Below are 25,353 nucleotides of genomic sequence, written 5' to 3'. Positions count from 1 at the left end.
GTAAACGCCGTGGCTCAGGCCGCGCGCGGCGCCTTCACCAACGCCGGCACAAGCTGGGTGGCTTCCCGCCGCAGTTTGCTCGCCTGGAAGCCGTGCATGCCGATCTGCCATTGCAGGCCGACGATGGCGCCCTTGGTCGGTTGCAGCAGGGCGAGCGAAGCAAACAGCGTCACCGGCAGCCACACCGCCAGTTGCAGCCAGACCGGCGGCGCATAGGCAGTCTCGACCGCGAGGATTGCCGGCACCACGAGGTGGCCGACCACGACCATCACGAGATAGGCCGGGAAGTCATCGGCGCGCTGGTGGAGCAGCTCCTCGCCGCAATGATCGCAAGCGTCTGCCACTTTCAGGAAACGGCCGAACATATGGCCTTCGCCGCAGTTCGGGCACTTGCCGCGAAAGCCGCGCCACATCGCCTTTGCCAGGGAGATCGAATCGGTCGCCATGACGACACCTCTTCCGTTCTGATGGCCCATACAATAATATCTTGCATCCATACATTCAAAGGATATGGAGCCAAATTGCATGGATTGGACTCCTACAATCTCGGAGCTGTCGGGGCCGCGCTACCAGCGCATCGTCGAAGCCATGGAGGCCGACATCGCTGCCGGCCGGCTGGTGCGGGGACAGCAATTGCCGACACAGCGCGCACTCGCAAAAGCGCTCGGCATCGACCTGACCACGGTGACGCGCGCCTACACCGAGGCGCGTCGTCGCGGCATCATGGAGGCCCGCGTCGGCCAGGGCTCGTTCGTGTCGGAGACCAGCGCGCGCCGCGCGGTCGACCTGCCGCATCCCGTCGCGATCGACCTCTCGATGAACGTGCCGCCGCACCCGCTCGAAGCACAGCTCGACGAGCGCATCATTGCCGGCCTCGAAGCCATTCGCGCGCAATCGGGCCTGACCGCGTTCCTGAACTACCAGCCGCCCGGCGGCAGCGCGCATGAGCGCGAGGTCGCCGCGCGCTGGATACGTTCGCGCGTGCCGCATGCACATGCCGACAGGCTCGTGATCTTTCCCGGCGCGCAGACGGTCCTGTTCAACCTGCTCGCGCACCTGGCGCGGCCGGGCGACGTCGTGCTGACGGAAGCGCTCACCTTCCCCGGCATCAAGGCCGCGGCAGCGCAACTCGGCGTCAATCTCGTTGGCGTGTCGATGGATGACGGCGGAATCCTGCCCGATGCGCTGGCGAAAGCCTGCCGCACGCACAAGCCGAAGGCAGTCTATCTCATTCCGACGCTGCACAATCCAACCACGGCGACGCTGTCCGCCGATCGTCGTAGCGAAATCGCAAAAATCATCCGCGATGCCGACACTGTTCTGATCGAGGATGATGCCTACGGGCTGCTCGACCGATCGGCCTCGCCGATCGCGAACCTCATTCCGGAGCGGACATATCTTGCGACCACGCTGTCGAAATGCATCGCGCCGGCGTTGCGCGTCGCCTATCTGCTGGCACCCGATTCTGGTGCGCAGCTTCAGATGCGCGGCCATCTCCAGGCCACCGTGCAGATGCCGGCGCCGCTGATGGTCGCGCTGGTGACGCACTGGCTCGAGAGCGGCGTCGCCGATCGCATCATCACCGCCATCCGCAACGAAGCCGTCGGCCGCCAGCAACTGGCGCAACGCGCCCTGAAGGGGGTTCAGTTCCAGGCGAAACCGGCTGCACATCATTTGTGGCTGCATTTGCCGGAGGGGCGGCCTGACATCGCGGCGCATCTGCTTCGCAACGGGCTCGCGGTCGTTGCCGGCGACGCCTTCACCGTCGACGGAACATCGCCGCATGCGGCGCGGGTCTCGCTTGGAGCGGCGCGCAACAGGTCCGAATTGACCGAGGCGCTGCGCATCCTCGTCGGCGCGCTGCTCAAGCCCGCCGACATCAGGCAGATCGTCTAGCAAACTTCTGATGCTGGCGGCCGCATCTGTGCTATGCGCGATGAGGCAATCGCGACTTTGGGATCGCTGGGAACGACAGGGATTGATTGGTGGAAACGTTCACTTACGCGCTGCTCTTGTTCGGCGCGCTGGCCGGTGGCTTCGTCTCGGGACTCGCCGGGTTCGGCACGGCGCTGATGGCGCTCGGCATCTGGCTCTATGTGCTGCCGCCCTCGCTCGCGGTGCCGCTGGTGCTGATCTGCTCGGTGATCGCGCAGACCTCGACGTTGCCCTCGATGTGGAAGAGCTTTGACCTGTCGCTGGTGTGGCCGTTCCTGATCGGCGGGCTGATCGGCGTGCCGATCGGAACCACGCTGGTCGCATCCGCCGATCCCAAGGTCTTCAAGCTCAGCGTCGGGGTCTTGCTGCTGATCTTCTCGAGCGCACTGTACCTCAACAAGAAGCAGTTCGCCGTCACCTTCGGCGGCCGCATCGCCGACGGCGCCATCGGCTTTGCCGGCGGCATCCTGGGCGGGCTCGCCGGCCTGTCCGGGCCGCTGCCGATCCTGTGGGCCAACATCCGCGGCTGGAACAAGCACGAGCGGCGCGGCATCTTCCAGCTTTTCAATTTCACGGTGCTAGCGACCGCTTTGGTGTTGCAGACGGCCTCGGGCCTGGTCGCCTTCAAGGTGGTCTGGCTCGCGATGGTCGCATTCCCTGGCACGCTGATCGGCGCATGGGCCGGCGCGCGCGTCTATCACGCGCTGAGCGACAAGCATTTCGGCGATGTCGTGCTCGGCCTCTTGTTCCTGTCGGGCGCGACCCTGGTCTGGAACAGCGTCGGCTCGTTCTAGGCTTTCCTCGCGAGGACCATCCCACGGCGCGGCAAAACTAGCCGGAGCCGTGGGCGGGCGCCAAGCGTGGATGCTGCCTCGTTACGCCGGCTCGCGTAGCGAAGGTGCCGCGGCCCCAGGCGTCGCCTGCTTCGGAGCATCCGCCTGCTGACGCGTCACCAGCCGCGTCCCGAACTCGCGGCGCAGCAACCACAGGCTCTGGATGGCCTGCAGCGTCGTCGCCGCGTTCGACAAGTACCAGACGTACTCGATCCGAAAGCCCGGCCGGGTCGAAAGCCAGATCGCCGGCAGCGAATAAGTGAGCACGCGCGTCGCCGAGCTCCACAACACCGGCTTGGTGTCGCCGAGGCCCTGGAACATGCTGGAGCAAGTGAAGATCAGCCCCTGCGCCACCATGTTCAGCGAGATCATCTTCAGGAACAGCAACGCAACCGCCATCGTCTCCGGATCGTTCGAGAATCCGGCGAGCAGCAATCCGGGAGCGAGCTGCGCGAGGATCGTCAGCGCTATCATCACGGCCGTCGCGATCAGCGCCGCCTTGACGAAGGTCTCACGCACCCGCTCGTAATTGCCCGCACCAAAGTTCTGCCCGGCAATCGGCCCTGCCGCGAGGGCGACGGCAAGGGCCGGCATCTGGATCAGGCCCACGACGCGCGTGCCGATGCCAAATCCGGCCTGCGCCGCCGGGCCCAGGTTGCGCAGCACGTAGTAGATCGCAGCCATGAAGATGAAGATCATCACGAACTCGCCACCGGCGGGCACGCCGACATTGAGGATCCGTTTCCATTGCCGCAATTGCGGTCGCCACTGCGCCGGATGGAAGGCGACATAGCGCTCCAGCCTGCGAAAATAGGCGAACAGCATCAGCACGCCGATGAACACGGCGATCGAGCTTGCAAGGCCCGCTCCGGCGACACCGAACGCGTGCCCAGTGCCCCAGCCCGTGATCAACACCGGCGCCAGCGCGATGTTGATGGCCACGGCGAGTACCTGCACCAGCATGCTCGGCCGCACGATGCCGGTGGCCCGCAGCGCGGCCGCCATCACTTGCGTGACGAATTGAAGAGCCAGAGCCGGCATGAACCAGTGAAAATAGGTGGTGCCGGCCTCGATGGTCGCCGCGTCGGCGGCGATCGCGCGCATATAGGGGCGCGCCAGCACGAAGCCGCCGAGCAACGTCAACAGACCAAACAGCACCGACAGGACGACCGACTGGTTGAAGACGAGATTGGCGTCGTCGCGATCCCTGCGACCCACGGCATGAGCGATCAGCGCTACCGTGCCGACACCGAGCATCTGCATCAGCGCGTTGACGAGGAAGCCTGCGTTGCCGGCGGCGGCGACGCCGGCAACAGCGGCATCGCCGAGCCCCGAGACGAAGTACAGGTCGACCAACTGGCAGATCATGATCGTGATCATGCCGACCACGATCGGCGGCGCCATGCTCAGGATGTGGCTCGCGATGGAGCCGCGCGTCAGGTCCTTCATCTCATTCCACCTTTGCCGACGTGACGACTGGGCTTGCGCCCTGCCGCCGCGCGTCATTCCGCTGCTGCGATATGTCCAAGCTCCACGACCTGGCGCTCGAACAGGCCGCGATAGATGCCACCTGGCTTGCCCGCGAGCGCGGCATGCGTGCCCTGCTCGACGATCTCGCCGCGGTCGAACACCAGGATTCGATCGAGGCTGCGCACCGTCGACAGCCGGTGCGCGATCACGATCGAGGTGCGGCCCTTCATCAGCCGCTCCATCGCCTGCTGGATCAGTGCTTCCGACTCCGAATCGAGGCTCGACGTCGCCTCGTCCAGGATCAGCACCGGCGCATCCGCGAGGAAAGCCCGCGCCAGCGCCACGCGCTGACGCTCGCCGCCCGACAGCTTCACGCCGCGCTCGCCGACCAGCGTGCCGTAGCCCTTCGGCAGGCGCAGGATGAAGTCGTGCGCATTGGCGAGGCGCGCTGCCTGCTCGATCGCCTCGAGGCTGGCCCCGGGCCGGCCATAGGCGATGTTCTCGGCAAGCGTGCGGTGAAACAGGATCGGCTCCTGCTGCACGATCGCGATCTGGCTGCGCAGCGATTGCTGCGTCGCCTTCGCGATGTCCTGCCCGTCGATCAGCACCCGGCCGGCGGTGACGTCGTAGAGCCGCTGCACCAGCTTGACGAAGGTCGTCTTGCCGGAACCGGAGCGGCCAACCAGGCCGACGCGCTCGCCCGCGCGGACCTTGATCGACAGCCCGTCATAAAGCGGGGCGCGATGCCCGCCATAATGGAAGGTGACGTCGTCGAATACGACTTCGCCGCGCGCGATCACGATCGGCCGCGCGCCTTCGGTATCGGCGATGCCGATCGGCTCGTCGTGGATCGCCACCAGTTCCTCCATGTCGTTCACCGAACGCTGGAGGTTGTTGATGTGCATTCCGACGTCACGCAAGTAGGCGTGGATGACGTAGTAGCTCGTCAGCACGTAGGTGACGTCGCCGGGCGAGGCGTGCCCATACATCCACAGCAGCACCGAGCCGCCGATCACGGAACCTCGCAGGCATAGCAGCAGCGAGAGCTGCGCCATGGCGGTGTAGTTGTAGCGCAACCAGGTCCGCCGCACCCGCACGCTCCAGCGCTTGATGACGCGGGCGAGCCGCGCATCTTCGCGCGCCTCGGCGCCGAAGGACTTCACCACCGCATTGCATGTCAGCGCATCCGCCAGCGTGCCGCCCACCTTGGTGTCCCAGGCGTTGGAAACGCGCGCGGCCGGCGCGATGTAGCGCGTCGAGAACAGCACCGTCATCGTGACGTAGGCAAGCGCGCCGAGCGCGATCACCACGCCGAGCGAGGCCCAGTGCACCCCGAGCAGGATCATCGATCCGACCAGCACGACCAGCGACGGCAGCAGCGCCAGCAATATGGTGTCGTTCAGAAGGTCGAGCGCCCACATGCCGCGCGTGATCTTGCGCACGGTCGAGCCTGCGAAGGAGTTGGCGTGCCAGTCGGTCGAGAAGCGCTGCACACGCAGGAAAGCATCCTGCGCCACGTCGGACATGATCTTCAGCGTGAACGGCACGATCACCTGCAGCCCGCTCAGGCGCAACACCATCGACGCCGCGCCCAGCACCACGATGCCGCCGAGCGCCACCAAGGCGGCATGACGCGCCTCGGGGCTCGATGGCCCGCGCGTGAGCGCGTCGACCAGATGTCCTGAAAACACCGGCATGAACAGGTCGGCGACGGTCGCGCCCAACAGCGCCGCGGCGATGGCGAGCGTGCGCCCCGGCTGCTTCAGCCAGTGCCGGAACACGAAGGGCAGCACCACGCGGATAGCCGCGGGCTTTTTCGACAAAGCGGTCATGGCATCATCCGGCCGCTGTTGGCGCGGGCCGGCTCCATCGATGGACGCAGGCCGGCCGCAAGGCCGGGACGGCGTCACTTAAAACTGACTTTGACTGTGGAAACGGAGCGATTGGGGCGCTTGGTCGAAACCCTGGCCCAATCGAAGCTGGCGGAAGCGGCCTCTAGCAGGCCGAAAGATTACCGAGCCAGACCATCATCGAGCGCGGAAACGCGATCTGCGAATGCGACGAAATCATGCAAATCTCTCCCCGGTTCGATTGAATGAGGTGCGCTTTATAGATGTGTCATTTGCGGTTTGCAACGGGGCCCGCGCGAGATCACGCACGAGTGTTGCATTTTGGTGCGGGTGGAGCCTCGAGCTGGCCCGACCGCGTCGCGTCAGTGCGCGTCGCCGCCAGCGCCGGCGCCGGCGCCGAAGGGCGAGGCCGGCTTCTTCAACAGCGTCACCAGCAGGCTGAGGCCGAGATAGAACAGCGTCAGCACGAAGAAGGCGTCGCCAAAGCTCATCACCACAGCCTGGCGATGCACGATCTGGCTGAGCTGCTTCATCGCCATCAGCGTGGAGTCGCCGAGGCCCTGGAATTTCTGCTGAAGCATGGTCAGGGTCTCGGTCGCGGTCGCATTGCCCCAGGTCACGCGTTCCTGAAGACGCGTGATGTGCAGGTCGGTGCGGTCGTTGAGCACCGTGTTGATGACGGCAAGACCCACCGCTCCGCCGAGATTACGCATCAGGTTGAACAGCCCGGAGGCGTTCTTCACCCTGTCGGCCGGCAGCGTGCCGAGCGCGATGTTGTTGGTCGGCACCATTGCGAACATCATGCCGACGCCGCGCAGGATCTGCGGGATCAGCAGCTCGTAGAAATCGTAGTCGCGCGTGATCCAGGTCATCTGGTAGGAGCCCATCGCGAACACGATCAGGCCGAATGCGACCATGTAGCGCATGTCGAGGCTCGCCATCAGCCGGCCGACCAGCGGCGCCACCAGGAACATGGTGACGCCCGAAACGAACATGGTCTCGCCGATCATCAGCGCGCTGTAGCCGCGCACTTCGGCCAGATAGCGCGGATAGATGTAGGTCAGGCCATAGAGGCCGATGCCAACGCAGAATTGCAGCGTAGAGCCGACGGCAAAATTGCGATTGGTGAAGGTGCGCAAATTGACGATCGGCTCGGCCGCCGTGAAGACGCGTATGAAGAAGGCGATCGCCGACACGACGCAGATCCAGGCGCAGATCGCCACGGAGGTGTCCTGCAGCCATTCATATTGCGGACCTTCCTCCAGCACGTATTCCAGCGTGCCGAGGAAGCCGGCCATGAAGAGCAGGCCCCACCAGTCGAAGCGGTCGAGCAATTCGAAATGGGGCTCGTCGAAATCGACCAGCGCCAGCACACCCAGGGTGATGCCGATACCGGGCACGACGTTGATGAAGAACAGCCAGTGCCACGACATCAGATCGGTGATGTAGCCGCCGACCGTCGGGCCGATGGTCGGGGCCAACGTCGCAACGAGCCCGATGATGGGACCGACGATGTGGAATTTCGAGCGCGGGAACACGGTGTAGGCCGAGGCGAACACCGTCGGGATCATGCCGGCGCCGAGAAAACCCTGAAGCGCGCGCCACAGGATCATCTCCTCGATGGTCGTGGCGAAACCGCAGAGCAGGCTCGAAATCGTGAAGCCAGCCGCCGAGATCGCGAACAACAGACGCGTGCCGAAGGCGCGCGACAGGAACCCGGACAGCGGGATCGCGATCACCTCGGCGATAAGATAGGCGGTCTGGACCCAGGAGACCTCGCTCGAGCTTGCCGACAGGCCGGCCTGGATCTCGCTCAAGGAGGCCGAGACGATCTGGATGTCCAGGATCGACATGAACATCCCGAACACCATGATGATGAACGCGATCAGCCGCTTCGGCGCGATGCGATCCGAAGCGGCTGATGCCATCATGGCAGGTGAAGCGGTCGTGGCGTTCGCCATGGTCTTAACTCGGGTCAGAGCAGTCTGCGAGTTGGCAGCACCTCTCCCGCAAGCGGGAGAGGGTGCGCACCTGCACCGGAGGCAGCGGCGCGGCTCATGTCACCAAATCCTACTGCGGATGAATCATGGTGGGATCGTCGAGATCGATCTCGCTGTCGGCGTCGGCGGCGCCCTTGTTGGTGTCGACGGTGGCGTAGACCGACATGCCGGCCCGCAGCAGGTTCTGCCTGGCGACGGCCTTCGGCACGCGGATGCGGACCGGCACGCGCTGCACGATCTTGGTGAAGTTGCCGGTGGCGTTGTCGGGCGGCAGCAGCGTGAACACCGAGCCCGCGCCCGCCGCGATGCTGTCGACGACGCCGCTGAACTTGCGCATGCCGTAGGCATCGACCTTGATCGTCACGGGCTGCCCGGGGCGGATGCGCTTGAGCTGCGTTTCCTTGAAATTGGCGTCGATATAGACGTGGTCGAGCGGCACGACATTGCCGAGGCGCTGCCCGACCGCGATGAAGTCGCCGGAGTTGACGAGACGGTTGGAGAAGATGCCGTCGACCGGCGCGCGCACTGCCGTGAAGGCGAGATCGCGCTCGGCCTTGGCGAGCGTGGTCTTGAGCTCGGCGAGCTGCGCCTGGGCTTCGGCCTGCTGGGCCTTGGCGACGTCGACATTGCTGCGCGCAACGTCGTAGGCAGCCTGCGCGGCCTTGACCGCGGCGGCGCCCTGATCGCGGCCGGCTTCCGAGGTTTCGAACGTCGCGCGCGAGGCAAAGCCCTTGTTGCTCAGCGCCTGCTGGCGCTCAAAGTCGAGGTCGGCGCGCTTGAGGCCCGCTTCCGCCGAATCGAGCTGCGCCTTGGCCTGCGCGACCTGGCTGTCGAGCGCCGCGATCTGGCGGCCGATGCGATCGATGGTGGCCTGCTGGGTCGCGATCCGGGTCGCGGCGGCATCGACCGCGATCTTGTAGTCGCCGTCGTCGATGCGCAGGATGGTGTCGCCGGCATGCACCAGCGTGTTGTCAGCGGCCAGAATCGAGGCGATGTGGCCGGTCACGCGCGCGCCCAGCATGGTGTTGTTGGCGCGCACATAAGCGTCATCGGTGGAGACGAAGAAGCGGCCGACCAGCGTGTAGTAGCCGGCATAGCCTGCCGCCGCGAGCGCCAGCACGAGGCCGACGCCCATCATGACGAATTTACGCTTGCCGGATTTTGGCGCGGAAGCGGCGGGCGCCGATGCAGTCGGGGCCGGCTGGTCGGTCACGGGTTTCTCCGGCGCCTCGCTGGTGCGGCGCTTGGTCTCCTCGACCACATGCGAGCGCAACTGTTCGGCAAACGCTGCGGATTTCTCGGGCGCAGCTTCACCGTTCGCCGAACTCGTCTCCACCGCTTCCTGGCGAAGCACGCGCGCAGCCTGGTCTCTCGATGTGGCCATAAGGCCTCCCCAATCAAAACGCGATGCGGGCGGCAGCCGTCGCACGGCCGCAGTCCCGCTCACCCATCCCAAATACCATTGACCGAACGGTTCGGTCAATATACTTAATATTCCCGAGCCGAACCCTACTGGCTCGAATCCTTTATTTAGGTTTCATGCCTCGACCCCTGATACGAAAACCTACCGAGACGCTAAATCAATGGTTGTAGCCGGCCGCGAACATGTCCACGTCCTCCAGGAGGAGGACAGCTCCAAGCGCCGCCAGATCCTGGCAGGCGCCCACAAGGTGTTCATGGATCTGGGTTTTGACGGCGCCAGCATGGGCGAGATCGCGCGAGCGGCCGGCGTCTCCAAGGGCACCCTTTACGTCTACTTCGCCGACAAGAGCGCGCTGTTCGAAGCCATCCTCGAGGAGGAGGCGCTGTTTCACGGCCAGGTCGTGTTCAACTTCGACCCCGCACGCGACGCCGAGACGACTTTGAAGGATTTCGGCCAGGCCTATCTGCATCTGCTCTGCCGGCCCGGCGGCGGGTCGGCGATCCGCACCGTGATGGCGATTGCCGAACGCATGCCCGACGTCGGCCGCCGTTATTACATGCGCGTGCTGGACAAGACCATCAACCGGCTGTCGGAATATCTGAGAGCGCATGTCGCTTCCGGCGATCTCGCCATCGACGATTGCGACCTCGCCGCGTCGCAATTCATGGAACTGTGCAAGGCCTCGCTCTTCCTGCCCTTCGTCTTCCAGGCCGCGCCGCCGCCGTCGGAACAGCGCATGGCGGAAGTGATCGACAGTGCGACGCGGATGTTCCTGGGCGCCTACAAGGCGAAGTAACGGCAGCCGGCCAACGCGTTGCGCATGCGCCTCGCGCGGCACTATATTGGCTGACATGTCCCGAGATCTTCGCCCGCCGGTCGATATCCTTCACTATGAAATCGTCCAGGAGCAAGCCTCAGCGCTTGGACGAATGGGTCGCGCGCTCGAACAGGCGCTCGCGCAATTGCGCGAATTCGACGCCACCCACGCGCTGGCGGAAACGCCGGCCGCAATGCAGCCGGCGAGGCGCAAGCTGGTGATGGAAGCCGGCCAGGCACTGTGGATGTTCGTCGTGCAACGCGAGGCAACCGGCCTGCGCGACAGCCGCCATATCATGCGAACCTACAGCGTCCCGGCCGAGGTGCAACGCTGCATGGGACTCGCTCCCGCACCGTCGAAGCGGACCTCGACCTGACGTTCCCGGCAGCGTTCCGCAGTGTCGCAGGCGCGTTCCTGAACGAATGGCGCCCGCTAGGTTACGCCGAAAGCCGCGATCGATAGGGTGCGGTCAGCAGCAGCAGGAACAGCGCTCTGTCGGCCTGGTACTTCGCGGCCGGCCGGCTCGCTCCCCGGCCGCGCATCACGACCTCCCCCTGGCTGGTGCGGATGCTCCACGCCCATGTCCTGCGCCTGCGCTGCGCCAAGGCCACTTCGAAAAACTGAAACTCGGGTCGCTCCATCCGTGCGGCTTTTCGTCCAACTCCCAATTCAGGCGAAGTTGATCCCGCAGAAACCGGCCGTGTCTTCACCCATTCGGGTGAAAAGGGCCGCGCACCGGCGAGAATCGGGGGCAACCGAATGCTTCGGGGATCAATCGTTCAGTGGCACTTTGGGAATTGCACCGAAGAGCGCGGCTGCGCTCTTCTGGTTGCGCGTGCCGGTCTTGGCGAGGACCGCCTTGATTTGCGTGCGTATCGTCTCGCGGCTCAAGCCGTGATGTGCCGCAATGTCGCCCATGGTCTGTCCTTGTGCGATTCCGCGCGCAACGCGCGCCTCGCTCGGGGTGAGATCGAAAAGACCACGAATCAACGCAAGACTCGGCGCCTGGGGCGTCGTCACCGGCGTTACGACGAGGAGGCCGACGGCCCCATCGAAGAGATCGCGCGCCTCGCCCGGCATCGAAACGAGATGGAAGACCAGCCGTTCCTGGTCGTTTGCGCCGCGCGCGGCAAAGGAACACACGGCTTTGTTGAGCGGCGACCCGAGTTGAGTCAGGCCGGCGCGCAGCAGGGTATCAGCCGCCTCGTCCCTGATCGCGACCCGGTCTCTGGGCAACCAGCGCAAGACCTCCGTCATGCCTTCGATCAAGGCGTTCGCCGCCAGGACCCGCCCGGAGCGCGCAATCGCGAGCGCCGGCAGACCGACGAGCGCCAGCGCCTCGGTCGCCGCCCGCATCCGGGTGAGGCGCCAGCGCGTCGACAATAGAGCCGCCCGCGCGAGGTGGGGACGAAACCGGTCGAGGAATTCGAGATCCTGCCGTGAAAACGCGGGCCGGCCGGCCAATCTCTCCATGTGAAAAACAATGAGCTCACCGGAGGGGCTGTGGACGGCGGTCGCGCAGGCGTGCTCGAAGCCCCATTTCTTGTTCCACTCCCGATATGGGTCGCGTTCCCATTCTTCCAGCGAAAAGACGTCCTGTTCGCTGACGAAGCCGGGGTGATCCCGCGCCAGGAGCCTGGGTGTCGTCTCCGTACGACTGGACAGGCCCTCGCTCATGAACGCCGAGAATGCCTCCTGGATCGACGGCGACGTCACGACGCCGTTCCAGACGCCGGCCCATTGATCGGTGTCCGAGGTGATCATGACCATGCCATGCGCACCAGCGGCATGCGCGACCTCTTCCAGAACGTCCGGCCACAGCTCCGGAGCCGTCGCGGCTTCATGGATGCGATCCACAATGCGCTCGAAATCGATACCTGTCATCGTCGCCGCGTCATTCATCTAGTCGCTGACCTGCTTCCTCAACGCCGCGAGATCGTTGACGACCATTTTGGTCGGGCCGGTCGAGATGATGCCGTCGTCCTGCAGGCGACTGAGGATCAGGCTGATCGACTGCCGTGTCGCGCCGATCATGCGCGCGAGATTGGCTTGCGTGATGCGGCCGAGCGAAATCGGTCCGTTCTCGTCTTGCGCGGCGTTTTCGCACAGCTTCACCAGCAGCAGCACCAGCCGTTCGGCCGCTTTCTGTCCCGCCAGCGTCTGCGCCAGCATCGAATAGGTCTCGCCTTTGAAGCCGAGGCACTCGATCAGCGCAACCGCGAACGATGGCGACTGTGCAATCAGCGTGCGGATTGCAATCTGGTCGAGATGCAGTGCCTCGACCCGCCCGAGCGCGCGGGCCGACCAGCTATGGCGGTGATCGCCGAGGATGTAGGGCGCGCCGACGAAGTCGCCCGCCTCCCAGGTCGCCAGCATCAGTTCGCGTCCCTGCGTGCCGGCATGGGTGCTTTCGACGATTCCGCTCAGAATGACGTGGACGCCGTTCGCGGGCTCCCCCTCCCGCAACAGATATTCGCGGTTCTGGTAGGTGGCCTGCCGGCCGGTCCGCATCACCAGGTCGAGATCGGCCTTGCCCAGCGCCTTCAGCACATAACGTCCGGTCCCGGCCCTTTGCACCTCGGCGCATGGCTCGCCTGAAGGCTCACCTGGATCGGCCACCTCATGCGCATGACTGCGCCCCACGATCGATCTCCCTTCGAGTGACGGCTCGAAGGCTAGGAGGTCTCCGGTCGGATTGCAACGCGACGCAGATATCAGGAACGGGCTGCGGCTCCCATGAATGCGCAGGCGAGGTCGGTGAGCAGGCGTTCCCGTCCCGCCGGCGCCAGAAACGTGACACCATAGGGCACGCCGGCCCCGGTCACCGCGTTCGGGACCGCGATCGCGGCAAGCCCGAGCGGATTGGCGTAGTTGGTGTAGTAGCCGTTGTTGAAATTGGCGGTCAGCGGATCCCGCGCGACATCGTCGATGCTGAGCACGGTTCCGACCGTCGGCACGACCAGCGCGTCGTGGATCTGCCAGAAGTCACGGAGCATGCGCTGGACTTCCCTGACCTCATAGAGCGCGCGATAGGTGTCAGCCGCCGTAAACTTCCGGCTGCCGATGACGAGATCCCGCACGATCCTGACGCCCGCATCCGGATTGGCGTCGAGAAAGGCGCCGACCGAAACATCGCGCTCGGCGAGGAACGGCCCAAAGAACATCAGGTCGTTGATCGACGTGAACGGCGAAAAATCCGCAGAGGCGATCGACATGTCGAGCTGCCGCAGCTTGTGAAGCCCGTCGCCGAACAGCCGCTCCGTCTCCGCGTTGCCGAAGAACCTGAGCTGGTCCTGACGCGGTGTCGCGATCCGAAGCGGCCGCGCCGGCGATGCCTGCTCCCTCCAGCCGGCAAAATCGTCAGGCGAAAAGCAGTCCTCGGGATCGCGTCGCGCCAGTACGCGATAGACGTCATAGCCGTCGCCCGGCGTCTGCGTGTAGAGCGAGATCGTGTCGAAGCTTCGGCAGGCATAGACCATGCCGCGCTGGCTGAACGCACCGGGCGCCGGCTTGAAGCCGGTGACGCCGCAATAGGACGCCGGCACCCTGCCGGATCCGCCGGTATCGGTGCCGAAGGCGAAGGACGACGTGCCGGACGCGACCGACACCGCCGCGCCGGAGCTGGAGCCGCCGGGAATGTAGTCGGGATTGTGCGGGTTGCGCGCGATGCCGTAGGGCGAGCGCACGCCAACCAGGCCGGTTGCAAACTGGTCCATATTGGTCTTGCCAATGTAGATCGCGCCGGCGGCGATGGCATCCGCGACGACCGGGCTGGTGTCTTTCGCGACATAGGCGAATTCCGGACAGGCCGAACTGGTCTGCTCGCCCGCGACATCGATGCAGTCCTTCACCGAGACGATCAGCCCGTAGAGCGGCAGCCTCTCGATCTCACCGACGCGCGCATCCATCGCACGCGCAGCAGCCATGACCTTCTCGGGCTGGGCTTTCGAAATCCAGACCCCGCTCTGGTCGGCGTCGGCAAGCCGCGACAACACATGCGCGGCAACATCGGACGGCTTCAGCGCGCCGCTGCGATAAGCGGCGCGGAGATGGCTGGGCGAGATATCCATGGCGGTCATGTGCCTGCAGGAACGGGACTATGCCGGCGAGACTGGCCCGCCGGCGCTGGCCTCAGTGGCCGATGATTTTCTCGAGATAGGTGGGCTGGATGAACGCCTCGAAGTCGGCGCGCGGCAGCAGCTTCGGCAGGCGCTCCTGCTTCACCAGGAAGTCGGCGGTCGCCACCAGCGTATCGACGAACTTGCCCTTCTTCACGGATGAACCGAGATACTCCCCGGTGAGCTGCTTGTTGCAGGGAACCATCCCGGTGCCCTTCATCATGCGCGTCGCATCCTCGAGCGGCAGCGACAGCTCTTCGGCGATGATCTCGGCCGTCTTCGCCGGATTCTTCAGCCAGAAATCGATCCCCTCGCATTCGGCCTTGAGGAACTTCTCGACATAGGAGGGATATTTGTCCGCGAACGCATTCATGACGACGCCGATGTCCCAGGTCGGGTAGCCGCGTTTGGCCATCTCGCCCGAGGTGATGAGGATCTTGCCGCCGTTCTTCACGGCCTTGTCGAGATTCGGCTCCCAGAACCAGGCGGCATCGATGTCGCCGCGCAGCCAGGCCGCTGCGATATCCGAGGGGGCGAGGTCCAGGATCTTCATCGAGGCGGGATCGACACCCTCGTCCTTCAGCGCCTGAAGCAGCAGATAATGCGTGGTCGAGCCGAACGGCGCGGCGACGGTCTTGCCCTTGAGGTCCTTGAGCGAGGTGATGTTCTTGTCGGTGCGGACCACCATCGCCTCGACATAGTCGAGCATGTTGACGACGAAGATGCCCTTGATCGGCAGCGCGCGTGTCACGCCGATCGCGGTCGGCGGATTGCCGAGACCGCCAAAGTCGACGTCGTTGCCGGCGATCGCGCGCAGCATGTCGCCGCCGCCGCCGACCTTGACGTATTTGATGTCGACGCCCGGCATCTCCTTGGCGAGCAGGCCGAGATGCTTCGTCACGAGTTGCGCGTTCACCAGGTTCAGATAGCCGACCGTGATCTTGGCCGGCTTGTCCTCGGCGCGAACCGTCGTCGTGAGCGCCAGCGTGGCAAGTGCGATCGTGGCAACGAGTCTCTTCATCATGTGGATCTCCCCTTGGATTGAATTCAGGCCCACGGCATCAGAAGCTTGGCGATGCCGCGCATAATCAGGTCGAGCACGACGCCGGTGAGGCCCAGCACGATCAGGCCCATGATCACGACGTCGGACAGCAGGAACTTGGCGGCATCCCAGATCATCCAGCCGATGCCCGCGGAGGCCGCGACGATCTCGGCGGCGACCAGAACGGTGTAGGTGAAGCCGAGCGAGATACGCATGCCCGCAAGGATCAGAGGGCCCGCCGCCGGCAGATACACGTGGAACAGCAGATGGCGCCGTGTCGCGCCGAGCGATTGCGCGGCGCGCACATAGACGGGATCGACGCTGGTGACGGCCTGGATCGTCGAGATCACGATGCCCGGCAGGCCGGCGAGAAACAGCAGCGACAGCTTCGAGCTCTCGCCGATGCCGAGCCACATCACCAGCAGCGTATAGAGTCCGAGCGGCGGCAACGGCCGGTAAAACTCGATCAGCGGATTGAGCAGTGCGCGCGCATTGCGCGAGACGCCCATGAGAACACCAAGCGGGATGCCGATCAGGCAGGCCAGGGAGAAGGCGACGAGGATGCGATAGAGGCTGGCGCCGAGGTGCTGAAGCAGCGTCGCGCCCTGATACCCCTTGGTCATCGTCTTGATGAACGCGGCCCACACCGCCTGCGGCTTCGGCAGAAAGAGCTCGTTGGCCCAGCCCATCTCCGTGACGACGATCCATGCCGCGAGCAGCACGACGATGGTGAGCGCCGAGAGCAGAACGGATCGCGAGACCTTCGGCAGTCTCAATCGCAGCGTGCCCCGCCGCGTGCGATCGGCCGAGATCGGAATGGCCATGGGGCTAGCCTCGACGCTCATGTGCGAACTCCCAGGATCTGCATGATGGTCAGCGCATAGATCCGCGTCGCCATCACCGACTTGGTGATCGAGATGTTCTCGTTGTCGACGGCCCAGCCGTCCTCGCCGGGACCGAAGGTCACCGCGTTGATGCCGGCCTCGCGGAAACGGATGGTGTCGTTGAAGGCGTTCTTGCGGTTGACGCCGGGCTCGCGGCCCAGCAGGCGCCGGTAGACCGCGCGCAAGGAGCGGCAGGGCTCCTCCTCGATTGGCACCGGCTCGGTTGCGTTGACGAACAGCGAACCGGGCACCTGGCGCACCACGACCTTGACGTCGTTGACGCCCGCGAACGTCGCCTGCCCGAGGCGCTCGATGTCGGAGATCACGCTGTCCAGCGTCATGCCCGGCACGATGCCGACCACCGCGAGCGTGATGGTGCAGGCATCGGGGGAGAACTGCATCTCGCCGGGCAGGCCGCCGCGGATGCGCACCACCGAGCAGCATGGCGGCGTGTGCCCCATGAATTTGCTGGGCACGTGAGTGAACGCCATCTCCTTCAGCTTCGGCAGCAGCTTGGCCGCCTCCATGATGGCGTTGACGCTGATGTCGGGCCGCCAGATGTGCGACTTGATGCCCTCGACCGTGACCTCGACAAGGCAATGGCCGGAATTGGCGACCGAGAGGTTCATGCCCCAATCGCCTGATACGTCGCCCCACGCCGTCGGCTCGGCGGTGATCTCGTAGTCGGCGGTCAGGCCGACCTTGTTCAGCATGTAGATGGAGCCCTCGGTGCCGTTGCGCTCCTCGTCGACGGTGTAGCAGCACATCAAGGTGCCCTCGAACCTCACGCCCTCTTCGATCAACGCCTGCACCGCGAGCAGCGATGCCGCGAGATTGCCGCGCGTGTCGGAGGTGCCGCGCGCATAGAGCCGGTCGCCGTGACGCGTCGCCTTGAACGGATCGAAATCCGTCATGTGCCATTTGTGAGGCTCGACGGCCGGATAGGTGTCGAGATGATCGTTGAGGATCAGCGAGGGCGCGCCGTCGCGTCCCTTCAGCACGCCGAGCACGTTCGGCCGGTGCGGCTGCGCGCTGTGTTTTGTCACTTCCATGCCGAGAGCTTCGAGCTTGCCGGCGACCAGCATGGAGATCGCCTCTTCCTCGGCGGGCGGCAGGTCGGGATCGAGCGGATTGCCGGAGCGCGGCTGGCCGGTGCGGATCAGTTCCGACGCCAGTTCGAGCCAGCGCTCTTCCGTGATGCGCGACAGCACGCGCTGCTCGAGATCGGAATAAGGCGGGGTGACAGACATCTGCATGACGGGTTCCGTTGACTCACGGCGCCGGCCGCGCCGCTTCGTTGCAGCACCCTCATTGCAGCGACCGTGCCAACCGCCGGAAAAGCCCGCGATGGCCAGATTAGCGATTGCAGTTCAATGCCTTGGACGAAAATCTCGAACGCGCAAATTTTTGCGCCCGAGATGCGGTTTGCCGAAGAGGCAGCGCGGGCTGAGCAGACTGGCCTCAGTGTGTGGACGGCAGGTCCGGATCGTCCATGCGGCGCCAGCCATGCAGGACCTGACGTGTCTCGCGCGCGAAGGCGAAGATATTCCCGCCGCCGGCCGGCTGATCGTGGACACGATCCACGGCATGGCCGGCATATTGGCAGAGCAGCACCGGCACATCAGGGTCGATCTGCACCTGCGGGTGGGTGAGATAGCGGACGATGTCGGCGGGCATGTCGGATCGCGCTTCGGCTATTCGTCCGAGAACTCGTCTTCCTCGTTGACCTTGTCGTGCTTGCCCTTGCGCGCACCGAGCGAGCCGGTCACGTAGGGATCGCGCGAATTCGCGTACGGATTGCGCCGCTGCGCGCGCGCGGCCACCTCTTCGCCGGAGACTGCGGCCGGCTGGCAGATCAGGCGGCGGCTGGCGCGACGCATCAGGTCGACGTGAATGTGATCGTAGTGATAGGCGTTCGAGCCCGGCGCCAGCACCGTGGTGAAATGCGCGCACGCGCCCGACTGGACGTCGCGCAAGAACCCCTGCTCTTCCGGCATGCCGTGCCAGCCGTCCTTCACGGTGATGCGGCGGCCGTCGGCGAGCGTGAAGGCGGCGACATCGAGCGCGTTGCCGAAGGCGTGCTCGGAGATATGGGCGTGCGGATTGCCGTTCATGCCGCGGCAGGAATAGGCGGAGATCTGCTTGATCTCGACCACGCGGGCGCCGAACCAGCGCATCGCCGAGGGCTGCACGGTGTCGGCGAACCAGCGGTCGAGCTCGGACACGATTGGACAGGCGAGCGTCGCAGTCGGCTTCACCGCGACCGGACCGACGGCGGTGACGGGATTGCCTTGCGCGGGACCCAGCCGCGGCAATTGCGGTTGCGCAGGCGCTTGCGAATACGGCCCGGGACCGGGCTGACGCGCCGGATAGCTCGGCGCATTCATGTAGCGCGCAGCGCCTGCGGCGTCCGTGCCCTCGGGCGGCAAATCGATCTCGTCTTCCTGCGGCGCCACGCCGGGTGCGCTGAGCGACACCGGACCCGAAGATGCGCCATAGCCGGCGGGCTGGCGCACCGCGCTTTCAGGATAGTTCGATCGCTGCGGATAGCCGGATGCCGGATAGTTCGATTGCGGCTGCCGCACCGGCCAACGCGGCTGGTTGCCGATGCTGCCTGGTGGTCGCAGATCTTCGTCGGCGAAACCGTAGCTGGCGGAGGGTTCGCCGATGGCGGCGACCTTCAGCGGGAACTCGGCTCCGCACATGCCGGGACCGGAGATCGGATCGATCCGGACGATGTCGGCGCTCTCTTTCACGGCGCCTGATTTCAGGCACGCCGCTTCGGCCTCGGCCCGCCACGGTTCGCGTTCGGCCTGGAAGAAGCCGCGTCCGCAACCCGCGAGCGAAACGAGGACGATGGAGCCGACGAGATACAAACGAACTCCGCGCGTCATGCGCGCACGTTCGGTGAATTTACTTAAAGACTCTTCAACGTGTCGGGTTCAGCTTTCCTTAACCATGCCGGCCGCGCCGCCGAGCCGCGCGTCGCAGAACGAGCTGTCGACATTCAGCGCGTCCTCGCCCCGCTTCTGCTTCAGCACATTGGTTCGGATGTCGGTATTGGCGCGAGCCGAGATCGCGCAGCCGGTCAGCAACGCGGCGATGTGGCCAGAATGTCTGCCGATGCGCGTCATGCGCACTCTCCTTGCATGCGTCGTCAGCCATCGGTCGCTTGCAAGGCAAATGCGGGTTCGGTGCAGGACGATTACAAATTGGACAGGGCCTGCACCCCTTCCCCCGGCGGACGAATTTGCGCCGGCGCACCCAGAAAGCAGCTGTGACGTCCATCACAGAAGGCCGGTCGGCGTCGGCATAGGGTCGAACCACATCCGATCCACGACCGACTTCAGTCCATCTCGGGACCCACGCCATCAGGAGGTTGTCATGAACAAGCTCACCATAGCCGCCGCCGCGCTCTTCCTGGCCTCGAGCGCTGCCGCGCATGCCGGCAATTCGCTCTCGTTCCAGATCGACGGCCAGCGCATCCGCATCGAGACGCCGCGCAACTGCGCCTCGCTCGATTGCGTCACCATCGTGGCGCCGGGCCTGTCGAACAAGCCGATCAGGCTCAACAACATCAACCTCAACGGCCTTGGCTCCAAGGACGATGACGACACCACGCCGCCGGCAACGACGGCCACCCCCGCGCCGGCTCCGGTGCAGCAGCAGCCCGCTCAGGCTGCGCCAGTGCAGGCCGCCGCGCCGACCGCACCCGCTGTCGTGCCCGCCGCCCCTGCCCCGACCGTTGCCGCCGCACCGTCCGTCGACACGACCACGCAGCCTGCGCCGGTTGCAGCCCCCGCTCCTGTTGCTGTCCCCGCACCCGTTGCCGCTGCGCCGGCACCGGCACCGGCGCCGGCTCCCGTGCAGGCGGCGAACACACCGATCGGCGTGTGGGCGACCGAGGAGAACAAGGGCAACGTCCGCGTCGAACAGTGCGGCACCAATCTCTGCGGCTATGCCGAGAAGACCAACGAACGGATCCTGATCAACATGAAGCCCGATGGCGCCAAGTGGAGCGGCCGCATCCACGATCCGAACTCCGGCCGCAACTACGACTCGACGATCGCGATGAAGGGCCCGAACGCGATGCGCGTGCAGGGCTGCGCCTTCGGCGGCATGTTCTGCGGCGGCCAGACCTGGAAGCGCGTGAGCTGAGGCCACACGCATCGCCGCTGGCAAAGGGTCTCGTTCCCGAGATGGCGCCACGTCCCGATATCGGGACGTGGCGTTTGAACGTTCGCCGGTCCCGTACGACGGGCGTTCATCCGCCATTCAGCAATCTCCGGCTGATATCGGCCGATCTCGCCTCGCATTCTCACCGGGACCTCATTCGTGGCTTTGATGGTGGCTTGGCGCCGCTTCGTGTTCGTTTTGCCGCTGCTGGCGCTTCCGCTGGCCGGCGCGGACAGCGCGTGCGCATCCGAAGCAATCGAGCTCGCACAAGTCCAGGCACAAGCGCAGCCGCAGGCCCAATCGACGACGGCGCCCTCTCCCGCGCTATCGGCCTCGCCAGCGCCGGCCGCCGATGTGCAGGCGACCACCGTCGAGCCGATCGGCAACGTCGCCACCGTGACGGGGATCGCGACCGTGATCCGCGACAAGAATTCCTATCCGCTGAAGGTGCGCGACGACATCTATCTCAACGACGTCGTGCAGACGTCCTCGAACTCCTCGCTTGGCATCACCTTCAACGACGCCACCACGTTCAACCTCTCCGCCAGCGCCAAGATCACCATCGACACCTATGTCTATGAGGACGGCGGCAAGCAGAATTCGGCGATCTTCGACATCGGCAAGGGCACGGTCGCCTTCGTCGCCGCAGCCGTGGCCAGGACCGGCGACATGAAGATCGCGACGCCGACCGCGACGCTCGGCATTCGCGGCACCACCGGCGTCGTCGACGTGCCCGAGAACGCGGCCGCGACCAGCGCCGGCAACGTCAACATCAAGCTCTATCCCGATGCCGACGGCCGCGTCGGCCACATCGACGTCAACGACCGCGCCAGCGGCACGCGGCTCGGCTCGCTGACGCAAGCCGCGAGCGGCTTTGCGATCCGGCCAGGTGCCGGCGGCCCGGGCGGCATGCGCTTCGCCGCAGTACCGATCACGATTCCGCCGCAGCAGATCGCGCGCGACCGCGGCTTCGTCAGCCAGGTGCACGCCGCACAGACCACCGGCCGCCAGATCGTGACCGAGCAACGCGACTTCCGCCGCGCCAACCCGGCCGCAGTGAGCCGGATTCCGCGACCGGCGCAGCCGCCGCAGCAACGGCAATTGCGTCCGAACCCGGCACCGAACCAACAGCAGCCGCAGCGGCCGAACGGTCGGCGCGGTCAGGACAACCGTCCGGGCCAGCAGCAGCCGGGTGCCGCGCCGAACCGTCAGGGAACGCCTGCGGGCACGCAGCAGCCGCAGCGCCAAGGCGGCGCCGTACAGCCGGGCACGCCACGCCCGGGACAGAATCAACAGCGGCCCGGTCAACAGCAGGGTGCCGGACGGCCGGCCGCCCAGCCACGCACTGGATTGCAGCCCGGCACGCAGTCGGGCGTCCAGCCGCAACAAGGCGCTGCGCCGCGCCAGCCTGGCTTGCAACGCCTGCCCGGCGCGCTACGCCCCGCCGCGCCGCGCAAGCCCGCCCTGGCTCCGGCACCGAAGGAAAAGAAAAAGCGATAGGCTGGAAGGCTCCGCTCCCTCCCCGTCATCGCGACGTGGAGAGAGAGACGAACAGAAGAGCTTACGCCTCGCCGCGCAGCCAGGCCTTTACCTTCTGCAACAACCCGTGCCGCAACTCATCGACGGAGGCGGCTTCCGCCGGTGTGAGCGTCTGCAAGGCCGCATCGATATCGTCGGCCGCGAGCGTTGGCGCCGGCTCCGGCGCTGGCGACGTCGCGAGGCCGGCCGCCGCGATCGCGATCGGGCCGACCTGGGTGAGAAAGGCGCGTTCATATTCGCGAGACAGACGCGCGAGCGCGTCATCGAGTGTCAGCCAGTCGACCGACTTGACGTCGTTCATCAGCTTGCGAACGGGGCCGCCATCGGCTTCCATCCGCCAGAAATGCACAACCTTCGAGCGCCCGCCCGACTGATAGGCCATCGTGCCCAGGAATTCGTGCATGGCGACGTCGTGGCCGGTCTCCTCCAGCACCTCCCGGTGCGCGGCCTCCTTCGGCGTTTCGCCGTCGTCGAGCTTGCCCTTGGGCAAAACCCATTCATTGCGCTTGCGCTGGCGCACGATGGCGATCAGCGGCGTGTCGCCACGCCGCAGCACAATACCTCCCGCCGCCATCACCGGCGCCCGCGCCATCAGAAATCCCGCCGTGTCGTCGACTTGTCCCCTTGGACGATATAGACGCCGGACGCGGCGGAATGAAGACTAGTTCCGCCGAAGAAGCGCTTGACCCGCGCGGATGCGCGTCCCCTCCGCGATCGCGTCGCAGAACGAAAAATCACCGGGCGCAAGGATGATGATGGTCGAGCCGTGCTCGAACCAGCCGAGTTCCTCGCCCTTGGTCACATCGACGTCGCAGGGGAAATTGACCGGCCCCCTGGTCTGCGCATTCAGCACCATGTCGAGGAAGTGCAACCGGATGCTGGCGACCAGGATCGCGGCCACCGGCACCAGCGTCACGGCCTCGCCGGTCAGCAAATGCGTGCGGATCACGGCGCGCTCGTTCTTGCAGAACAGGCGCTCCACCCGCTTCAGCGCGATCGGGTTGACGTTCCAGACGTCGCCATGGATCAGGGTGACGCGCTCAATATGCGCATCATAAGGCGCATGGAAGCGGTGATACATGCTCGAGGTCAGCCGCAGCGTGACGAAGCTGCCGTTGCGATGCTGCTCGACCAGCGCGGGATCGCCGAGCAAATCGAGCAGCGAATAGGGCGCGCCCTTGACCTGGAACAGCTCGGTGTCGGCGATCCGGCCATGGGCGCCGACGATTCCGTCAGACGGGCTTGCGACCACGGAAGGATCCGGATCGAACGGACGCAGGCCCGGCTTCAGCTCGCGCGTAAAGCAGTCGTGCAGGCTGTTAAAATGAGTCTTGCGCGCCTCCGACAGATCGAGGTCGGAGAACAGCTTCCACAGCGCGATCGAGAAGTCCCGCACCAGCGGATTCCTGATCTTGGAGAACCAGCCCATGAAGCGGGTCAGCGCTGCGCGGGGGATGCGGTTGGTCAGCAGGAAGTTGAGGTCTTCCTGCTGGGTGAAAGAGGCGATGAGGGCTTTGACTGTCATGAATCTGTCAGCTCACAGTATTAGCGCTTGTTGTCATGGAAACGACACTCCCGATTCTCTCGATGTCCGTGGCCGCGGCAGCGTCTGCTGCCGCCGTCCTCCCGAAGATCAAGGCGCGGGTCGAACTGTCCCGCGCCAAGCATCGCTCGCTCGCCGGGCACTCCAAGATGTCGCGCCGGGTGGCAAAGCTGCTGCCGTTCTACGAGTTTGACGGTGATAAATATTTCGGCTGCGACGGCGCGCCGGCGAACATCGTGGCCCAACGCAAGGACGCCTTTTTCCGTCTCGCCAGGCTCTACGCCGATCGCTACCCCAGGGGTCGCGCGATGACGAAGGAAGCGGCCGAGACGATCTCCGATCTCAACTTCACCGAAAGCTACCGCGTGCCGTTCCAGTTCTCGCGCCTCGTTCGCGAGCATCTGGGCACATCGACCTTCATGGAATCCTCGAGCGGCGTTACCGTCACCGATGTCGACGGCAACACCTCCTACGACCTCACGGGCTCCTACGGCGTCAACATCTTCGGCAACGACTTCTACAAGGAATGCATCGAGGGCTCGGAGAGGCGCGCGCACGCGCTCGGCCCCGTGCTTGGTCCCTACCACCCCGTCATTCTCGAGAACGTGCAGCGGCTCTGCCAGATTTCGGGGCTCGACGAGGTCTCGTTCCACATGTCCGGCACCGAAGCCGTGATGCAGGCGGTGCGCCTCGCGCGCTACCACACCAAGCGCACGCATCTGGTTCGCTTCGCCGGCGCCTATCACGGCTGGTGGGGCGACGTGCAGCCCGGCGTCGGCAATCCGATTGCCGCGCACGAGACCTATACCCTCTCCGAAATGTCGGAGAAGACGCTGCATGTGCTGAAGACGCGCAAGGACATTGCCTGCGTGCTGGTCAATCCGCTGCAGGGCCTGCACCCGAACGTCAACGCGCCCGGCGATTCCTCGCTGGTTGACTCCTCCCGCGGCGGCAATTTCGATCGCGCGGCCTACACCGAATGGCTGACGAAGCTGCGCGAGATCTGCACCGAGCGCGGCATCGTCCTGATCTTCGACGAAGTCTTCGTCGGTTTCCGCCTCGCGGCCGGCGGCGCCCAGGAATATTTTGGCGTCAGGGCCGACATGGTGACCTACGGCAAGAGCCTTGCCGGCGGCCTCCCGGTCGGCGTCGTCTGCGGCAAGCGCGAGCTGATGCGCCGCTTCCGCGACGATCGTCCGGCCGACATCTGCTTCGCCCGCGGCACCTTCAACTCGCATCCCTACGTCATGACGGCGATGGACGAGTTCCTGAGCCGCCTCGCCAGCCCGAACTTCCGCGCCATCTATGACGGCCTCGATGCGACCTGGAGCGGCCGCGTCCAGAAGCTCAACCAGATGATGACCGACGCCAGGCTGCCGGTGCAGTTCGCCAATTTCTCGTCGATCTGGACCGTGAAATACACCACCCCGTCCCGCTACAACTGGATGCTGCAATATTACCTGCGCGCCGAGGGCCTGGCCCTGAGCTGGGTCGGTACCGGCCGGCTGATCTTCAGCCTCAACTATACCGACGCTGACTTCGCGGAGGTCGCCGACCGCTTCGTCCGCGCCGCCGAGAAGATGAAAGCCGACGGCTTCTGGTGGCACGACGGCGTGCTCACCAACAAGAACATCAAGCGGCAGATCCTGAAAGAGATGCTGGCCAGGCGCTTCGGGCGTTGAGGCGGCGTACTCCGAAGCCGTCATGGCCGGGCTTGTCCCGG

Annotated in this window: 23 protein-coding genes; 7 read left to right on the top strand and 16 right to left on the bottom strand. The window is 65.4% G+C overall.

What is annotated here, in order from left to right; all coding sequences use genetic code 11:
• Positions 1 to 14 precede the first annotated feature (14 nt).
• Positions 15 to 476 (bottom strand): DUF983 domain-containing protein, encoded by a 462-nt coding sequence (locus tag XH90_RS07730; RefSeq protein ID WP_194480094.1) that lies wholly within the window; start codon positions 474 to 476, stop codon positions 15 to 17.
• Positions 477 to 525: 49 nt separating this feature from the next.
• Between XH90_RS07730 and XH90_RS07725 the strand changes: the two genes are divergently transcribed.
• Both XH90_RS07725 and XH90_RS07720 read left to right on the top strand, forming a co-directional pair.
• Positions 526 to 1,896 (top strand): PLP-dependent aminotransferase family protein, encoded by a 1,371-nt coding sequence (locus XH90_RS07725; RefSeq protein ID WP_194480092.1) that lies wholly within the window; start codon positions 526 to 528, stop codon positions 1,894 to 1,896.
• A gap of 89 nt (positions 1,897 to 1,985) precedes the next feature.
• Complete coding sequence (locus XH90_RS07720; RefSeq protein WP_194480090.1) at positions 1,986 to 2,729, top strand: sulfite exporter TauE/SafE family protein; 744 nt, start codon at positions 1,986 to 1,988, stop codon at positions 2,727 to 2,729.
• Between the two features lie 81 nt (positions 2,730 to 2,810).
• Here the strand turns inward: XH90_RS07720 and XH90_RS07715 are convergent, their stop codons facing one another.
• The 4 genes from XH90_RS07715 to XH90_RS07700 form a co-directional block, all read right to left on the bottom strand.
• Positions 2,811 to 4,217: an MATE family efflux transporter gene (locus tag XH90_RS07715; RefSeq protein ID WP_194480088.1), complete on the bottom strand. Its 1,407-nt coding sequence runs from the start codon at positions 4,215 to 4,217 to the stop codon at positions 2,811 to 2,813.
• 53 nt (positions 4,218 to 4,270) lie between these two features.
• The gene (locus XH90_RS07710) at positions 4,271 to 6,070 is read right to left on the bottom strand and encodes an ABC transporter ATP-binding protein (protein ID WP_194480087.1); all 1,800 of its coding nucleotides are present in this window, start codon (positions 6,068 to 6,070) and stop codon (positions 4,271 to 4,273) included.
• Positions 6,071 to 6,450: 380 nt separating this feature from the next.
• The gene (locus XH90_RS07705) at positions 6,451 to 8,049 is read right to left on the bottom strand and encodes a DHA2 family efflux MFS transporter permease subunit (RefSeq protein ID WP_194480085.1); all 1,599 of its coding nucleotides are present in this window, start codon (positions 8,047 to 8,049) and stop codon (positions 6,451 to 6,453) included.
• A gap of 109 nt (positions 8,050 to 8,158) precedes the next feature.
• On the bottom strand, positions 8,159 to 9,472 hold the full coding sequence (locus XH90_RS07700) for an HlyD family secretion protein (protein WP_194480083.1): 1,314 nt from the start codon (positions 9,470 to 9,472) through the stop codon (positions 8,159 to 8,161).
• Between the two features lie 199 nt (positions 9,473 to 9,671).
• On the opposite strand from XH90_RS07700, the gene XH90_RS07695 reads away from it, so the two are divergent.
• On the top strand, positions 9,672 to 10,307 hold the full coding sequence (locus tag XH90_RS07695) for a TetR/AcrR family transcriptional regulator (RefSeq protein ID WP_194480082.1): 636 nt from the start codon (positions 9,672 to 9,674) through the stop codon (positions 10,305 to 10,307).
• Positions 10,308 to 10,362: 55 nt separating this feature from the next.
• Complete coding sequence (locus XH90_RS07690) at positions 10,363 to 10,704, top strand: DUF6665 family protein (protein ID WP_194480080.1); 342 nt, start codon at positions 10,363 to 10,365, stop codon at positions 10,702 to 10,704.
• Between the two features lie 395 nt (positions 10,705 to 11,099).
• Here XH90_RS07690 and XH90_RS07685 read toward each other — a convergent pair whose 3' ends face one another.
• The 9 genes from XH90_RS07685 to XH90_RS07645 form a co-directional block, all read right to left on the bottom strand.
• Positions 11,100 to 12,230, bottom strand: a complete 1,131-nt coding sequence (locus tag XH90_RS07685) for a helix-turn-helix transcriptional regulator (protein ID WP_194480078.1) — start codon at positions 12,228 to 12,230, stop codon at positions 11,100 to 11,102.
• Positions 12,231 to 12,971 (bottom strand): Crp/Fnr family transcriptional regulator, encoded by a 741-nt coding sequence (locus XH90_RS07680; RefSeq protein WP_194480076.1) that lies wholly within the window; start codon positions 12,969 to 12,971, stop codon positions 12,231 to 12,233.
• Between the two features lie 71 nt (positions 12,972 to 13,042).
• A complete protein-coding gene (locus XH90_RS07675; protein ID WP_246755710.1) occupies positions 13,043 to 14,407 on the bottom strand; it encodes an amidase family protein in 1,365 nt (454 codons plus the stop codon).
• A gap of 52 nt (positions 14,408 to 14,459) precedes the next feature.
• Positions 14,460 to 15,470, bottom strand: coding sequence for an ABC transporter substrate-binding protein (locus XH90_RS07670; RefSeq protein WP_194480073.1), 1,011 nt, complete (start codon positions 15,468 to 15,470; stop codon positions 14,460 to 14,462).
• 23 nt (positions 15,471 to 15,493) lie between these two features.
• A complete protein-coding gene (locus XH90_RS07665) occupies positions 15,494 to 16,333 on the bottom strand; it encodes an ABC transporter permease (RefSeq protein WP_194480063.1) in 840 nt (279 codons plus the stop codon).
• Entirely contained in the window at positions 16,330 to 17,628 is a 1,299-nt protein-coding gene (locus XH90_RS07660; RefSeq protein WP_194480061.1) for a M20 family metallopeptidase, read from the bottom strand. Before XH90_RS07660 ends, XH90_RS07665 begins: the two co-directional genes overlap by 4 nt.
• A 205-nt stretch (positions 17,629 to 17,833) precedes the next feature.
• The gene (locus XH90_RS07655) at positions 17,834 to 18,049 is read right to left on the bottom strand and encodes a hypothetical protein (RefSeq protein WP_194480059.1); all 216 of its coding nucleotides are present in this window, start codon (positions 18,047 to 18,049) and stop codon (positions 17,834 to 17,836) included.
• A 17-nt stretch (positions 18,050 to 18,066) separates the two neighbouring features.
• Positions 18,067 to 19,266, bottom strand: coding sequence for an extensin family protein (locus tag XH90_RS07650; protein ID WP_194480056.1), 1,200 nt, complete (start codon positions 19,264 to 19,266; stop codon positions 18,067 to 18,069).
• A 48-nt stretch (positions 19,267 to 19,314) separates the two neighbouring features.
• Positions 19,315 to 19,506: a hypothetical protein gene (locus tag XH90_RS07645; RefSeq protein ID WP_194480054.1), complete on the bottom strand. Its 192-nt coding sequence runs from the start codon at positions 19,504 to 19,506 to the stop codon at positions 19,315 to 19,317.
• 250 nt (positions 19,507 to 19,756) lie between these two features.
• Here XH90_RS07645 and XH90_RS07640 point away from each other — a divergent pair, with 250 nt between their 5' ends.
• Together XH90_RS07640 and XH90_RS07635 are read left to right on the top strand one after the other, a co-directional pair.
• Positions 19,757 to 20,530, top strand: coding sequence for a DUF2147 domain-containing protein (locus XH90_RS07640; protein ID WP_194480050.1), 774 nt, complete (start codon positions 19,757 to 19,759; stop codon positions 20,528 to 20,530).
• Between the two features lie 186 nt (positions 20,531 to 20,716).
• Positions 20,717 to 22,048, top strand: coding sequence for a FecR domain-containing protein (locus tag XH90_RS07635; RefSeq protein WP_194482614.1), 1,332 nt, complete (start codon positions 20,717 to 20,719; stop codon positions 22,046 to 22,048).
• A gap of 61 nt (positions 22,049 to 22,109) precedes the next feature.
• Here the strand turns inward: XH90_RS07635 and XH90_RS07630 are convergent, their stop codons facing one another.
• Complete coding sequence (locus XH90_RS07630; RefSeq protein ID WP_194480049.1) at positions 22,110 to 22,679, bottom strand: NUDIX hydrolase; 570 nt, start codon at positions 22,677 to 22,679, stop codon at positions 22,110 to 22,112.
• 69 nt (positions 22,680 to 22,748) lie between these two features.
• On the bottom strand, positions 22,749 to 23,612 hold the full coding sequence (gene asd, locus XH90_RS07625) for an archaetidylserine decarboxylase (protein ID WP_194480047.1): 864 nt from the start codon (positions 23,610 to 23,612) through the stop codon (positions 22,749 to 22,751).
• Positions 23,613 to 23,647: 35 nt separating this feature from the next.
• On the opposite strand from asd, the gene XH90_RS07620 reads away from it, so the two are divergent.
• Complete coding sequence (locus tag XH90_RS07620; RefSeq protein ID WP_194480046.1) at positions 23,648 to 25,312, top strand: aminotransferase class III-fold pyridoxal phosphate-dependent enzyme; 1,665 nt, start codon at positions 23,648 to 23,650, stop codon at positions 25,310 to 25,312.
• Positions 25,313 to 25,353 lie beyond the last annotated feature (41 nt).

The organism is Bradyrhizobium sp. CCBAU 53338, from assembly GCF_015291665.1.
Classification (GTDB): Bacteria; Pseudomonadota; Alphaproteobacteria; order Rhizobiales; family Xanthobacteraceae; genus Bradyrhizobium.
Note: the sequence above shows the minus strand (reverse complement) of the source record. Positions and strands in the feature narration are given on the sequence as shown.